Origin of the sequence: Desulfobacterium sp. N47 (assembly GCF_051233685.1) — a bacterium.
In the GTDB taxonomy this organism is placed as follows: Bacteria; Desulfobacterota; Desulfobacteria; order Desulfobacterales; family RPRI01; genus RPRI01.
Map to the genome: position 1 here is coordinate 1 of NZ_JBAMMY010000175.1, position 13,717 is coordinate 13,717.

Sequence of the window (13,717 nt, forward strand, 5' to 3'; positions counted from 1 at the left end):
AAAAGCTGGATTCCCGATAAAAGCATTCGGGTATTACAAAAGCATCATGTATGATGAACGCCTGTCAAATTCATAATCCCGGAATTGTCAAACTCCGGGAGTCTCCCGGCAGAGCCGGGAGTTTACCTGCTATTAATTATAGATCTGACAAGAGGACCTGAAATATTTACTGTGAAATTAATCTCATAAAATGGAGGAGATGATGAATTTTTCATGCTTGAAAACACTTGATTGCTATACCGGACATCTTAAGAAAAGTCCTTGCAGGGACTGCGAATCTAAAAATAATCTTCCTGATTGCTTCGATGATTGCAAGACATTGAAACAATTGCAGCAAAATATAGCCGGAATTATTTCATGCTCAAATAGCTATTCGGAACTTGACACATTTTCCATGCCACATCACCAATCATAAATATTGTATATATAAAATTTAGCCATCGGTCCAAGCCGATGGCTAAGTGATAAACTATCCGAATTAACTTAATTTATATTCTGTTTATTTCAATAAATTCTAAAACAGTTTGATTATAAAAAGGCAGGGTCAGAAATGGTCCTGCCTTTTTGTTTAGTCTTTCAACCGGTATTTTCTCTTGTCAAAGTATAATAAATCTGAGAACTTGAAGGTGGTGACAATGATTCAAGAATAAAGCATAAAGTTTTTAAAAGAACCTTTCGTAATATGCGGCTTGCAAGAGACGCTTATTGGAATTTCTACCAGAAAATATTTAGGATGTTCTTGACTTAAGTCAAATACTTTTTCCATGCCGGTTGTTAACGTATCAACAGGTTTGAGAAAAGAAAGGAGCAATAAAACATGGGATGGAAATTTACAAACACAGCCTTTAATAATCTGTTTTCCAGGCTGGCTGAAGATTATACGATTCTTGCCCCCAAACGCTTTGTAAAGCGCGGTCGTTTTTCAGATACTGATCTTATTCGCTATGATGAAGTTAAAAAGCCTGATGATATCGTCTGGAAGGAAAAATCGACTTTTTCTCCAAAAGAAGCGGTTTTTCCTGTCACGCAAACGCTGTTTTATTTTACGGAAGAAGAATTTCGTGAGCCGCGTCCTGAAGCAAAGCAGTTTCTTGTATTTCTTCGCCCCTGCGACATCAACGGCATACGCCGTCTGGATACAATTTATATAAAAAACGGCCCGGAACCCGATTCCTATTATACCGATTTGCGAAAGCGCGTCAGATTCGTTATGATTGAGTGTGCAGAAAGTTTTGATAACTGCTTTTGCGTATCCATGAAATCCAATACCACTTCCGGCTATGATATGGCCGTGCGTTTAGCCGGTGATAATGTTTTGCTTGAAATAAAAAACGACGAGTTTCTAAGCTATATTACTCCTGATATGCCCCAGGTCGAATTCAGGCCTGAGTTTGTCATGGAAAATAAAATCAAAGTAAATGTACCGGAAACGAATGAAATTCCAGCCGGTATTTATAATCACGATATGTGGAACGAATATAAAAGCCGCTGCATAGCCTGCGGACGCTGCAACACAACTTGCGTAACATGTACTTGCCACACGACAAGTGATATTTTCTACGATGATAACAGTCTTGCCGGAGAAAGAAGACGCACCTGGGCATCGTGTCATATAGACGGCTTTACCGATATGGCTGGAGGGATATCATTCAGAAAAGATAACGGCTCCCGTATGCGCTTTAAGGTTTTACATAAAATTTATGATTATAATAAACGTTTCGGAGAACATATGTGTGTAGGATGCGGCCGGTGTGATGACAATTGCCCGGAATACATTTCATATTCGGGCTGTATAAACAAACTCAACAAATTGATAACGGAGGCGGTATCATGAATAAAAATCCGCTGACACCCAAGCCACACAAAATAATCGGAATAAACCGGGAAACCGGTCTTGAATCAACCTTTCGGATTGAAATGGATACTGCTCCTGTAATGGGACAGTTCTACATGGTATCTATTCCAAGAATCGGAGAAATGCCTATTTCCATAAGCGGAATCGGGCAGGGCTGGATCGATATGACAATCCGCAATGTCGGCAATGTCAGCCAGGCAGTACATTTTCTGAATAAGGAATCGACATTGTATTTACGCGGTCCTTACGGAAACGGTTTTAACCTGGAAGAATTCAAAGGACAGCATCTTGTTATTGCCGCCGGCGGATCAGGGATAGCCCCTATTCGTCCAATAGTTGAGTACTATTATCACAATCCTGATGAGATCGATAAACTTGACCTGCTGTTTGGTTTTAAAACTCCTGATACCATAATGTTTGGAAAAGATATCAAACGTTGGAAGGAAAGGTTTAAAACGATTCTTACGGTTGATGACGCCTGCGGCATATGGGATGGAGAATGTGTAGGACTTATAACAGGTTATGTTAAGGATATCAAGCTTTCGGAATATGACAAAATGGATGTAATCATAATCGGCCCGCCTGTCATGATAAAATTTACTGCCGCTGAATTTATCAAAAGAGGAGTAAGCAAAGAAAGAATTATTGTTTCCATGGAGCGGCGGATGTCATGCGGACTCGGCAAATGCGGACATTGTAAAATAGGAGAATACTACATCTGCCTTGATGGTCCGGTTTTTCGCTATAACGACGCTTTCAAAATGGTCGATTAAGAGGAGAAATATAATGGCGCCAGATGTAAATTCTGATGTAAACACAAAAACGATTGTAAAAAACGCCTACAGGATTACCAGGACAAGAGGCAAAACCGCGTTGCGGATTCGTGTTCCCGGCGGGTGTCTGAAAGCAAAACATTTCGACCTGCTTAAAAAAATATCACAAGACTACGGAGACGGTATTGTACATCTTACAACAAGACAGGGCTTTGAAATTTCCGGTATCGATTACAGCAGTATTTCCAGGGTCAATAGTCTGCTTATGCCTTTGTTGCAGGATCTTGAGATTGATATCGGCGTTACAATAAAAGATCTTTCCAAAGGTTATCCGTCTGCCGGAACCCGTAATATTGCAGCATGTATCGGCAACCGCGTATGCCCTTTTGCCAACTATAATACTACCGCTCTGGCACAAAGAATCGAAAAGGAAATCTATCCGAACGACTACCATGTAAAAGTAGCTCTCACCGGATGCCCAAATGACTGCATTAAATCGCGCATGAATGATTTCGGGATTGTGGGAATGGCGGAACCTCAATATGATTATAAGCGCTGCATAGGATGTGAAGCATGTGTCAAAAACTGCAAAAGCCAGGTCACAGGAGCGCTTAGTCTTCATAAAGAAAAGGTGAAACGTGACACAAGGCGATGTATCGGCTGCGGTGAGTGTATATTAAAATGTCCCACCGCTGCCTGGACTCGTAACCCGGTCAAGTTTTATGATATCCTTATTATGGGCCGCACAGGAAAGAAGAACCCACGCATTGCAGAACAATTTATCCAGTGGGCTGATGAAGATGTCGTCATAAAAGTGATAAAAAACACTTACAGGTTTATTGATGAACATATTGATAAAACTCTTGCCAAAGAACACATCGGATATATTGTTGACAGAACAGGGTATCAGGTTTTTCGCGGCAAGGTGCTTGAAGATATCAAGCTGAACCCTGAAGCACGAGTGGCCAAACATATCCACTGGGGCGGCTTCAGATATAGCAGCGATATGTTTATGTCAGATAACTTACAGTAAAAATTATAAAATTATAAATGGCATTAAAACCCGGAGGAGAAAGGACTGTAAAAAATGGAATCAAAAATTAATGAAATGATAAATTATCAGGCAAATGCTGTTGTAAGTAAAACGCTTCTTGAAAAAAAATCCGGCACCATAACGATTTTTGCTTTTGACAAAGATCAGGGATTAAGTGAACACAGTGCTCCTTTTGATGCCGTGGTTCAGATAATTGAGGGAGACGCTGAAATTAAAATTTCAGGTGAGCCGCATCAATTGTCTGAAGGAGAAATGATTATAATGCCGGCAAACAAACCTCATGCCTTAAAGGCGATCAGCAGATTCAAAATGATTCTGACCATGATCAAATCTCAATAATTTTATGATTTAAGAGGTAATTGCAAAACATTTTGTCATTCCCGGATGCTCTTATCGGGTATCTATGTTTTCAGGCAGTTACAAACCGGATTCCAGCCCGAAAAACGTCGCAGGAATGACAGTCCCGGGAGTTTTGCAATTGGCTCCTGCATGATTAATTAATTTTACAAGGTACTTCCCCTGCCTTGAGAGCAGGTGAAGTTTTTAGATAATTCAGTGTGCCTGCCACCAACTTACTGCATGTCGGGGCAGGCTTACCGGGTTTGGCTTGATCGTATAGCGGCTTTTACAAATATATCATTCTTATTTTTCTCTTATCAGGCTATCTTTTTTCCTGGCTGTGGTGCCCCTACAGTGTAAACTTCATCTACTTTTATAGTACCTACCGCTTTTACATTCATCTTTCTTTGTTTTGCATTTTCAGAAAATTTATCAAAAAGTTCCCCACTTGTCTGAAATCCCTCAAATGTCCCTTTTACCTGATATCCGACACCTTGCTCAGCACCAAGAGCAAGAGCTGCCACTTTATTGTTTATTTCAAGATTTTTATTGGTTTTGCCGCCGAATATGTCGGCAAAGGCTATTGTTTCATCATCTATTGCTCTCAGACTACCCTTTGGCACTGCATTAATTTCTGAAACGGTTCCGGCTGTAGCCAGAATTTTAGTACTTTTCATGTCATTAAAAACATCCATAACTTCTTTGGGCATTTTAGCCATAGTATCATCTCCTTGATTATTCTGTTAAACAATAGTCATCTTTCACCTGGTTCAAACTACGACCCGAAAGCAAAAAAGTCAAGCAATTGCTGGATTCCGTGAGGAAAAAGAAGGGCTCACGGATCAAGAATTTTTACAACCTTTCGGGAATATTTTTCTCCGTTTTGTCTGTTATTAATCACACTGATAATCTTAAGACGTTTTTGTGCAAACAACCGAATACATTCAGGGTAGAGTTCCCACTCAAGAGCAAGCCCCTTTTTTTTAATTGATTCGATAGTATCATCTTTATTTATTTCAAACGCCCTCTGTCCTATAATAGGACCGGAATCTTCGCCATAATCTATAAAATGAACTGTACACCCGCCTACTTTCGCTCCGTATCGGAATGTATCACCATACCCGTCAACACCCGGAAAAGCAGGTAGTAAGGCAGGATGTATGTTCATGATACGCGGATTTTCAGAGTCCGTATTTATCCTGTCAATAAAATATGGTGTTAGATTTCTCATAAAACCTGCAAGAATCAGAAGATCAAAAGGATAAGGCTCCATTTTTTCAAGAAGCATGGCTTCTGCAACTACCCTTGTACGAACAAAAGTTTTTATCTTTTGCAGATTCTCATCTTCAGAAAAGATGGACAGCTTGGAAGAAACAGCCTTTTCGTCAAAATCTTCAGGCAGTTTCATCTTATCCGGATCTTTTTTAAAATTTCCGATAATGGAAGCGTAATCTACCACGAATGTGGGAATATTGTGCTTTGCAGCCCTTTCAAGACCCTTTGCTCCGGCATTATCAGATCCCGCAAACACTATTTTCCCATCTGTTTTTCCAAGCTCACAGGAATCAATAACAGCCTGGAGATTGGTTCCGCCTCCTGATATTAAAGCACCTATACGGATTATGTTTCCCATGTAAAAGTCCCCATTGCAAATATTACAACAATAGATTATACAAACAGATTAAAACACTATTTCAAAATGACACTGTTGACAAGACCAAAGCATAGAAGTATAGTTTAAAAAATTAATTTTTACTTATTTTTAAATGAAAGGAAAAATATTATGTCGGAAGGTATTCTTGAAATCAGCGATGAAAGTTTTGAGGCGGAAGTCATGAAATCGGAAAAACCGGTTCTGGTTGATTTTTGGGCTCCCTGGTGCGGTCCCTGTAAAGCAATCGGTCCCATAGTTGAAGAACTTGCCACAGAATTTGGTGACAAAATCAAATTCGCAAAATGCAATATTGACAACAATCCACTTTCTCCGGCAAAATTCGGGATCAAAGCAATCCCTACCCTTATAATTTTCAAACAGGGAAAAGTTGTTGATCAGATCACCGGCATGACAGCCAAGTCCAAGCTGGAAAAAACCATAAACAGCATTCTATAACAGATAAATACAATTATGGAAAAAGTTGACTACGACCTTGTAATAATAGGAGGAGGTCCAGCCGGACTTACAGCCGGAATTTATGCCGTCCGGGCAAAACTAAACGTTGTTCTTTTTGAAAAGCTTGTACCTGGCGGCCAGATAATAATTACCGACTGGATAGAAAATTACCCCGGCTTTCCGGATGGAATAAGCGGAACGGATCTTGTCGATAAGATGGTGCAGCAGGCTAAACGGCTTGGTCTTAAAATAGAAAGCAATGAAGTAATTTCACTTGATCTTTCCCAACAGGTTAAAAAAATAAGTACAGACAATGGAGAGATTAGATCTCATGCTGTGATAATAGCTTGCGGAGCTCATCCCAGAAAGCTTGATGTACCGGGAGAAGATCTTTTCTATGGAAGGGGGATTTCTTCCTGCGCCACCTGCGACGGGCCGTTTTACAGAAATAAAACGGTAGCGGCAGTGGGAGGCGGAGACACTGCTGTGCAGGAAAGTATCTTTCTTACAAAATTTGCCGCAAAAGTATATCTTATTCACAGAAGAGACAGCTTGAGAGCAACAAAAATTTTGCAGGAACGGGCATTTTCCAATGACAAAATAGAATTTATATGGGATTCCGTTGTAACCGGCTTGCATGGCTCAAATGGTCTTGAAAAAATTGTTGTGCAGAATCTGAAAACTAAAGAGACCAAAGAGCTTACTGTTGACGGATGTTTTGTTTGGGTCGGGATTCTTCCCAATACAGATTTTATTAAAAATGCCGTAGAACTTGATAAGCATGGATTCATAATAACAAATTTTAAAATGGAAACCTCGGTTCCGGGTGTGTTCGCCGCAGGCGACGGGCGGAAAACTCCTTTGCGCCAGGTTTCAACTGCTGTGGGGGATGCTGCAATAGCCGCATTTTCTGCGGAACAATATATTGAAAGTATTAAATAGTGAATCATAAAATCCAGCATGTAATTTTACTGTTTTGTATTATGGCTTTTGCTTGTTACGGATGCGCAACTCTTGATACCAAGAAAGAAAAATCCGCCAAGGAGTATGCAGATGAAGGAATGGTATCTTTTCAGGATAAAGAGTACAAGCGGGCGATAGAGTCTTTCCAGAAAATAAAAGACTGGTATCCTTTCAGTAATTATCTGGTACTTGCTGACCTTAAAATAGCAGACTCCCATTATATGTTAAAACAATACAATGAAGCGGTTGCAGCATATAATGAATTTGAGAAACTGCATCCTGCCAACGAAGCGGTGCCATATGTAATTTTCCAGACAGGATTATGTTATTTTGAACAGGTCGACACTTTTGACAGACAACAGGCAACAGCACGTAAAGCCATTGAAATTTTTATGCGTTTAAACAAACAGTTTCCAAAAAATATTTATGAAACAAAAACCCGGGAATGCATTAACATCTGTTATAAAACTCTTGCGGAATCGGAATTGGGAATAGGCCTTTTTTATTATAAATCAAAATACTATAAGGCTGCACTCTATCGTTTCAGGAATGTTCTTACCAAATATCCCGACACAGGAGTTCACCATCAGGCTATCATATATATAGCCAGATGTGAAACTGCCATAAAAAAATAGAAAAAAACGCTTTACACACATCCGGTTTTGGTGTATCAGCGCATATCCTCTTTTAAAATAAGGATATTTAATAACAATTAGAAAAAATAATATTTATTGTCCAAAGGAGAAATGAATAATGTCCAGAATGTGTGAAATATGCGGGAAAAAACCTATGGTTGGTAAAAATGTCAGCCATGCTCATAATGTAACATGCCGAAGATTTAATCCCAATCTTCAGAATGTGAGAGCAATTCGTAACGGAATGGTTAAAAAAATAGTAGTTTGCACAAGCTGTATCAAATCAGGCCTTGTAGTCAAAGCCCCATAATATAAGGAGGCTTTTTCTATTCGTTAATCCGTTTTGCATCTATAACGAGTTTTATTTTCTTCAAATCCAATAATATTTTTTTCAAATGATCTGTATCTTTAATAGTAAGCGTGAAGAAGCTGTCAACCGTCTTATTTTCTTTTGTAATTGTATTTGCGCTTAATATATTTGATGAGCTTTTGCTTATGAGTGAAGCAATATCTGCAAGAAGGCCCACTCTGTCATGAGCAACAATATGAATTTTAACCGGATACAAATCGGATGAACCCACATTCCACTCAACATCTATCTGCCTTTCAGGATTCATTTCCAGAGCATTAGGGCAAATAGTCCTGTGTACGGTAACTCCATAACCCTGAGTAATATACCCGGTTATTGGATCACCCGGTACCGGCTGACAGCATTTTCCGAATTTGATCAGAATATCATCAAATCCCTTGACAACAACACCGGATGTTTGTTTTTTCTTTTTAACCCGGCCTATTAATTTATCTAATATTGATCCGTCATTTTCTGCCTCCGGCTTGGATACAAATTTTCTCACGATCTGAAGCGGGGTGGTTTTTCCGTAGCCAACACTTGCAATCAAATCATCAAGAGTTTTAAAGCCAAGCTGATCAACGACTTTGGCCATCTCTTCCGTTTTCATAAGAGCGGTAAAGTTCAAACGCTCCTTTCTGAAAGCCTTTTCACATATTTCACGCCCAAGGGTTACGCTGCGGTCTTTTTCCTGGGTTTTAATCCATTGCCTAATTCTTCCCCTTGCTTTTACCGTCTTTACAAATTTAAGCCAGTCTTTGCTTGGGTTATGGCCTTTGGATGTTATTATATCGACAATATTACCTGTTTGAAGTTCATAACTTAACGGAACCATTCGCCCGTTTACTTTTGCTCCTGAACACTGATTCCCGACTTCGGTATGTATAAGATAGGCGAAATCAACAGGGGTTGCACCTTTGGGAAGAGATTTGATGGCTCCTTTAGGGGTAAATACATAAACTTCATCCGGATATAGATCTATACGGACATTTTCTAAAAATTCAACCGGGTCCTTGGTTTCCTTATGGTTATCTACAAGGTTTTGTATCCATGAAAATTTTTTACTTATGTTCTCATCAATACGCTTTCCCTCTTTGTAACTCCAATGCGCTGCAATACCGGACCTGGCAATACCATCCATTTCCCAGGTTCTGATCTGTATTTCAATACGTTCGCCTATCGGACCTATTACGGTTGTATGCAACGACTGGTACATATTCGGTTTTGGAAAGCCTATATAGTCTTTAAACTTATGCGCTATTGGTTTCCATAATGCATGCACAAGTCCCAGAGCTTCATAGCATTGTGGCACAGAATCCAAAATTATTCTGAATGCAATAATATCATAAATCTGATCAAATGTGAGATTCTGGTTAACCATCTTCTGGTATATACTGTAGTAATTCTTGTATCTGCCCAGGACCTCACACTTTATATTATTTTCATCCATTGTTTTCCGGATGTATTCCTTGACGGTTTCAACATATTTTTCACGGTCTTCCTTGTCTTTACTGACCAGTTTTTCTATGTTCGAATATTCATCCGGGAAAATATTCATAAATGCAATATTTTCAAGCTCCTGCTTTATCCAGTATATACCAAGACGGGCAGCAATCGGAGTGTATATATCCAGGGTTTCCTGAGCTATTTTTTTTCTTTTTTCTTCGGTTTGATACTGAAGAGTTCTCATATTGTGGAGACGGTCGGCAAGTTTTATCAGAACTACCCTTATATCGTCTGCCATAGCAAGAAGCATTTTTCTTATACTTTCAGCTTCGCGGACATGTGAATCGCTGAACGGAATTTTACTGAGTTTTGTTACACCCGAAACAATGTGTAAGACATTTTCTCCGAAAATCTCTTTTATCTCTTCACTGGTTGCATGAGTATCTTCGATAACATCGTGCAACAATCCCGCAGCAATACTGATAACATCAAGCTTCATCTCGGCAAGAATTCCTGCCACCTCAAGAGGATGAGAAAGATAAGGCTCACCTGACAAACGCACCTGACCATCATGAACTCTTGCTGAATAAACATAGGCACGGTCGATTATATCGATATCAGCATCCGGATTATGCTCGGTAACTTTGTCAATTATATCCGTAATTCTGATCATCTGTTATATGCCGATCCTGAGATCATACATTCCCTTTCTCACGAACTTACAAACTTATGAACTATTCTTTCCTTGCAGCTCTTATGAGCTTATGAACTTACCAACTCATGAGCTATTTTCCCCTTAATATGCTTTTGCAAATAAAACACGTCCGTTACCGGGCCTGCCGCAACAAACGCATTTGCCTTTTTCAGATTCCTGATCAAGAGGGATACATCTTATTGTCACACTCAAATCTTCTTTGATTTTAGCCTCACATTCTGTTGCGCCGCACCAGTGAGAAAAAGCAAAACCACCGTGAATTTCCGGTTTATACCTGTTAAGAGGAGTAAAATATTCATAAAACTCAATGCCTCCGTCTACCGCGACAGTGTTTTGTTTCTTAAAAGAAAGAGCATTTTCATAAAGGTTATTTTGGATATCATCTAGAATATTTATAATTTCTTTTAAAAACTGATCCCGCTTCATTGAGATTTTTTCCCTGTGCGATTTATCTCTTCTTCCGATAAAAACCGAATCTTTGGCAATATCTCTCGGGCCTATTTCAACTCTTAAGGGTATTCCTTTTTTAATCCAGTCCCAGCCTCTTGCGCCTCCGATATCCCTGTCATCAATTTCCACACGTATTTTGCGGTGATGATAAAAAAGGTCTTTCAATTCAAGACCAAGTTTTTCAACATATTCCATTACTTTCGGTTTATCATCAGGGGATCTGTAAATCGGAATAAGAACAACATGTGATGAGGCCACTCTCGGAGGAAGAATTACTCCGTTATCATCCCCGTGAGTCATTATTATCCCGCCTATAAGACGAGTTGAAACTCCCCATGATGTTGTCCATGCATATTCTTCCTTTTCTTCAAAAGACTGAAATTTTATTTCAGATGCTTTTGCAAAATTCTGTCCGAGAAAATGAGAAGTTCCGGCCTGAAGCCCTTTTCTGTCATGCATCATTGCTTCTATACTAAAGGTTTCAACAGCTCCGGGAAATTTCTCTGCTTCCGTCTTTCTGCCCTTTATTACAGGAATTGCAAGATATTCTTCAGCAAGCTTTGCATATATATCAAGCATCAATTTTGTTCTTTCCATGGCTTCTTTTTCACTAGCGTGGGCAGTATGGCCTTCCTGCCATAAAAACTCGCTTGTTCTCAAAAAAATACGGGTTCTCATCTCCCACCTTACAACATTGGCCCACTGGTTGATAATTAGCGGGAGATCTCTGTAACTGCTTACCCAGTTTGAAAAGGCATCGCCTATAATAGTCTCCGAAGTCGGACGCACAACCAAAGGCTCGGTTAAAGGCCCGGCAGGAACAAGCCTCCCCTCACTATTCTTTTCAAGCCTGTGATGAGTTACGACAGCACATTCTTTTGCAAAACCCTCAACGTGAGCGGCTTCTTTCTCAAGAAAACCAAGAGGAATAAAAAGAGGAAAATAGGCGTTTTTTACACCCGTATCCTTAAACATATCATCAAGTTCACGTACTATATTTTCCCAAAGTGAATAACCCCAGGGTTTTATGACCATACATCCTCTGACGGGAGACCTTTCCGCCATATCGGATACTTTAACCGCCTGCTGATACCATTCTGAATAATCTTCCTGCCTTGTAGGTGTTATTGCGGTTTTTTCCTCTTTTTCCATGTCGCCCTTTCAATTTTTTGATATTTGATGTCTGATATTCCATATTCAGTATTTACATTTTACTTTATTCTTTCCGATGCTTTTGCTACTTCTTCGAGAAGAACATCTACAAGCATTTGTTGCGGAAATTTCTTTACTACCCTACCCTTTTTAAAAAGAATGCCCGTTCCGTTACCTCCGGCAACCCCGATATCAGCCTCTTTAGCCTCTCCGGGACCATTAACGACACATCCCATAACAGCAATTTTTATACTGCTGGTACTTAATAAAAGTTCTTTTTCAACACGTTCAACAATTTCAAAAAGGTTTATATTGCATCGGCCACAGGTTGGACATGATATAATCTCCGGCCCCCGTTTTCTTATTTCAAGTGCCTTTAAGATTTCATATCCTGCCCTTATCTCTTCCACGGGATCCCTTGTTAAAGAGACCCTGATTGTATCTCCAATGCCTTCGGCAAGAAGCATTCCGATTCCAAGCGATGATTTGACAAGGCCGGGAAAAAGGGCTCCGGCTTCTGTAACCCCCACATGAAGAGGAAAATCGGTTTTTTGAGAAAGAAGCCTGTATGCTTGTACAGTACGAAATACATCCGATGCCTTGATTGAAATTTTTATTTCATGAAAATCCAGCGATCTTAATATCTCAATATTACGGATTGCGCTTTCAACCATTGCACCGGGAGTTGCGCCGTTATATTTTTTGAGAAGATCTTTTTCAAGTGATCCGGCATTTACCCCGATTCTGATCGGTATATTATATTTTTTTGCACAGTCAACAACCTTTTGTATTTTTTTCGTTCCTCCGATATTGCCCGGATTTAGTCTCAAGCCGTCTGCTCCGGCTTCTGCAGAAGCAACAGCAAGTTGATAATCAAAATGTATGTCGGCTATTAAAGGGATTGAAATACGCTTTTTAATTGATGAAATCGCAGCAGCGGATTCCTTGTCCGGAACCGCAACCCTTACTATCTCACAGCCGGCCTGTTCAAGACGTTTTATCTGGGCGACTGTTGCTTTAATATCGGATGTGAAAGTATTTGTCATGGACTGCACCGAAACCGGCGACATTCCACCTACTTTAACGCCGCCGACAGATACCTGTCGCGTGTTTTTTCGTTGAATCTGAAATGGCATAAAATGTAACCAAAAATAAATAGCGATAATCGAATATCGAACAACGCATAACGCACTTCGATTTCCGCCAATCGCTATTCGCGTTAATTATGATTATAAAAACACCGATGCGTTTTGCTGCATTATGTTGAAATCATTTTCGGTCAAACCTGCGCCGCAAACTACTTTTATGGCCTGTTTCCTGCCTATCAAATCCGAAGGCTCATGAGTATCGGTATTTATTACAAGCTTTGCGCCTGTTCGCAGGGCAAGTTTGGCGACATGACCATTTGTAAGGCTGTGTCCCTTGCGGGCAGATATTTCAAGAAGTATTCCTCTTTCTTTTGCCATCAGGACTTCTTCTTCCGTAATAAGTCCCGGATGGGCAAGAATATTTATATCCGAATCAAGAGCGGCCCTGTTCGTACCCGGAGCAACGGGCTCAACTATCGTTTCTCCGTGAACAACTATTATTTTTGCTCCCAGGCTTCGCGCTCTTCTTGCACATTCCGGTATCAACTGAGGAGGTACATGGGTAAGCTCAATTCCCGGAACAACCTTAATACTCATGAATCTGTTGAGATCGGTTGCAACGGAAACAATCCTTGGAACAACATAATCTATATTTGAAGAATCCCCGTGATCGGTGAATGCTATGCCTTTTAGTCCTGCATCCTCAGCCCTTCTGGCAAGTTCGGAAGGAATCAAAACACCGTCACTGAAAAATGTATGGGTATGAAGATCTATCATTTTTTCTCCTT

The 13,717-nt window shown here is 40.0% G+C and carries 15 protein-coding genes; 9 read left to right on the forward strand and 6 right to left on the reverse strand.

What is annotated here, in order from left to right; genetic code table 11:
* The first annotated feature begins 199 nt into the window (after window positions 1-199).
* From VXK47_RS11260 to VXK47_RS11280, 5 genes are all read left to right on the forward strand, one after another.
* On the forward strand, window positions 200-415 hold the full coding sequence (locus tag VXK47_RS11260; RefSeq protein WP_435548881.1) for a hypothetical protein: 216 nt from the start codon (window positions 200-202) through the stop codon (window positions 413-415).
* Window positions 416-817: 402 nt separating this feature from the next.
* Window positions 818-1,834 carry an anaerobic sulfite reductase subunit AsrA gene (gene asrA / locus VXK47_RS11265; RefSeq protein ID WP_435548882.1) on the forward strand — a complete coding sequence of 339 codons (1,017 nt, stop codon included), beginning with the start codon at window positions 818-820 and terminating at the stop codon, window positions 1,832-1,834.
* Window positions 1,831-2,628, forward strand: a complete 798-nt coding sequence (asrB, locus tag VXK47_RS11270) for an anaerobic sulfite reductase subunit AsrB (RefSeq protein ID WP_435548883.1) — start codon at window positions 1,831-1,833, stop codon at window positions 2,626-2,628. Before asrA ends, asrB begins: the two co-directional genes overlap by 4 nt.
* Before the next feature lie 13 nt (window positions 2,629-2,641).
* Complete coding sequence (gene asrC / locus VXK47_RS11275) at window positions 2,642-3,661, forward strand: sulfite reductase subunit C (protein WP_435548884.1); 1,020 nt, start codon at window positions 2,642-2,644, stop codon at window positions 3,659-3,661.
* 54 nt (window positions 3,662-3,715) lie between these two features.
* Window positions 3,716-4,021, forward strand: a complete 306-nt coding sequence (locus VXK47_RS11280) for a cupin domain-containing protein (protein WP_435548885.1) — start codon at window positions 3,716-3,718, stop codon at window positions 4,019-4,021.
* A gap of 317 nt (window positions 4,022-4,338) precedes the next feature.
* On the opposite strand, the gene VXK47_RS11285 is transcribed toward VXK47_RS11280, so the two are convergent.
* Together VXK47_RS11285 and purN are read right to left on the reverse strand one after the other, a co-directional pair.
* On the reverse strand, window positions 4,339-4,740 hold the full coding sequence (locus VXK47_RS11285) for a pyridoxamine 5'-phosphate oxidase family protein (RefSeq protein ID WP_435548886.1): 402 nt from the start codon (window positions 4,738-4,740) through the stop codon (window positions 4,339-4,341).
* 116 nt (window positions 4,741-4,856) lie between these two features.
* A complete protein-coding gene (purN, locus tag VXK47_RS11290) occupies window positions 4,857-5,654 on the reverse strand; it encodes a phosphoribosylglycinamide formyltransferase (protein ID WP_435548887.1) in 798 nt (265 codons plus the stop codon).
* A 150-nt stretch (window positions 5,655-5,804) separates the two neighbouring features.
* Between purN and trxA the strand changes: the two genes are divergently transcribed.
* The 4 genes from trxA to rpmB all read left to right on the forward strand — a co-directional run bounded on the left by trxA (window position 5,805) and on the right by rpmB (window position 8,039).
* Entirely contained in the window at window positions 5,805-6,131 is a 327-nt protein-coding gene (gene trxA / locus VXK47_RS11295) for a thioredoxin (protein ID WP_435548888.1), read from the forward strand.
* A gap of 15 nt (window positions 6,132-6,146) precedes the next feature.
* Entirely contained in the window at window positions 6,147-7,073 is a 927-nt protein-coding gene (gene trxB, locus VXK47_RS11300; RefSeq protein ID WP_435548889.1) for an NAD(P)/FAD-dependent oxidoreductase, read from the forward strand.
* On the forward strand, window positions 7,073-7,729 hold the full coding sequence (gene bamD / locus VXK47_RS11305; protein WP_435548890.1) for an outer membrane protein assembly factor BamD: 657 nt from the start codon (window positions 7,073-7,075) through the stop codon (window positions 7,727-7,729). Before trxB ends, bamD begins: the two co-directional genes overlap by 1 nt.
* Before the next feature lie 118 nt (window positions 7,730-7,847).
* Window positions 7,848-8,039: a large ribosomal subunit protein bL28 gene (gene rpmB / locus VXK47_RS11310; RefSeq protein ID WP_435548891.1), complete on the forward strand. Its 192-nt coding sequence runs from the start codon at window positions 7,848-7,850 to the stop codon at window positions 8,037-8,039.
* A gap of 16 nt (window positions 8,040-8,055) precedes the next feature.
* Here the strand turns inward: rpmB and VXK47_RS11315 are convergent, their stop codons facing one another.
* The 4 genes from VXK47_RS11315 to VXK47_RS11330 all read right to left on the reverse strand — a co-directional run bounded on the left by VXK47_RS11315 (window position 8,056) and on the right by VXK47_RS11330 (window position 13,706).
* Window positions 8,056-10,197 (reverse strand): RelA/SpoT family protein, encoded by a 2,142-nt coding sequence (locus VXK47_RS11315; RefSeq protein ID WP_435548892.1) that lies wholly within the window; start codon window positions 10,195-10,197, stop codon window positions 8,056-8,058.
* Between the two features lie 123 nt (window positions 10,198-10,320).
* On the reverse strand, window positions 10,321-11,841 hold the full coding sequence (gene proS, locus VXK47_RS11320; protein ID WP_435548893.1) for a proline--tRNA ligase: 1,521 nt from the start codon (window positions 11,839-11,841) through the stop codon (window positions 10,321-10,323).
* 59 nt (window positions 11,842-11,900) lie between these two features.
* Window positions 11,901-12,977: a flavodoxin-dependent (E)-4-hydroxy-3-methylbut-2-enyl-diphosphate synthase gene (ispG, locus tag VXK47_RS11325; RefSeq protein WP_435548894.1), complete on the reverse strand. Its 1,077-nt coding sequence runs from the start codon at window positions 12,975-12,977 to the stop codon at window positions 11,901-11,903.
* 93 nt (window positions 12,978-13,070) lie between these two features.
* Entirely contained in the window at window positions 13,071-13,706 is a 636-nt protein-coding gene (locus VXK47_RS11330) for a histidinol phosphate phosphatase domain-containing protein (RefSeq protein ID WP_435548895.1), read from the reverse strand.
* Between the last annotated feature and the right edge of the window lie 11 nt (window positions 13,707-13,717).

Excerpts from the sequence above, each read along its gene's own strand:
- VXK47_RS11260 (WP_435548881.1), top strand. The coding sequence starts at position 200 with ATGATGAATTTTTCATGCTTGAAAACACTTGATTGCTATACCGGACAT.
- asrA (WP_435548882.1), top strand. The coding sequence starts at position 818 with ATGGGATGGAAATTTACAAACACAGCCTTTAATAATCTGTTTTCCAGG.
- asrB (WP_435548883.1), top strand. The coding sequence starts at position 1,831 with ATGAATAAAAATCCGCTGACACCCAAGCCACACAAAATAATCGGAATA.
- asrC (WP_435548884.1), top strand. The coding sequence starts at position 2,642 with ATGGCGCCAGATGTAAATTCTGATGTAAACACAAAAACGATTGTAAAA.
- VXK47_RS11280 (WP_435548885.1), top strand. The coding sequence starts at position 3,716 with ATGGAATCAAAAATTAATGAAATGATAAATTATCAGGCAAATGCTGTT.
- VXK47_RS11285 (WP_435548886.1), bottom strand. The coding sequence starts at position 4,740 with ATGGCTAAAATGCCCAAAGAAGTTATGGATGTTTTTAATGACATGAAA.
- purN (WP_435548887.1), bottom strand. The coding sequence starts at position 5,654 with ATGGGAAACATAATCCGTATAGGTGCTTTAATATCAGGAGGCGGAACC.
- trxA (WP_435548888.1), top strand. The coding sequence starts at position 5,805 with ATGTCGGAAGGTATTCTTGAAATCAGCGATGAAAGTTTTGAGGCGGAA.
- trxB (WP_435548889.1), top strand. The coding sequence starts at position 6,147 with ATGGAAAAAGTTGACTACGACCTTGTAATAATAGGAGGAGGTCCAGCC.
- rpmB (WP_435548891.1), top strand. The coding sequence starts at position 7,848 with ATGTCCAGAATGTGTGAAATATGCGGGAAAAAACCTATGGTTGGTAAA.
- VXK47_RS11315 (WP_435548892.1), bottom strand. The coding sequence starts at position 10,197 with ATGATCAGAATTACGGATATAATTGACAAAGTTACCGAGCATAATCCG.
- proS (WP_435548893.1), bottom strand. The coding sequence starts at position 11,841 with ATGGAAAAAGAGGAAAAAACCGCAATAACACCTACAAGGCAGGAAGAT.
- ispG (WP_435548894.1), bottom strand. The coding sequence starts at position 12,977 with ATGCCATTTCAGATTCAACGAAAAAACACGCGACAGGTATCTGTCGGC.
- VXK47_RS11330 (WP_435548895.1), bottom strand. The coding sequence starts at position 13,706 with ATGATAGATCTTCATACCCATACATTTTTCAGTGACGGTGTTTTGATT.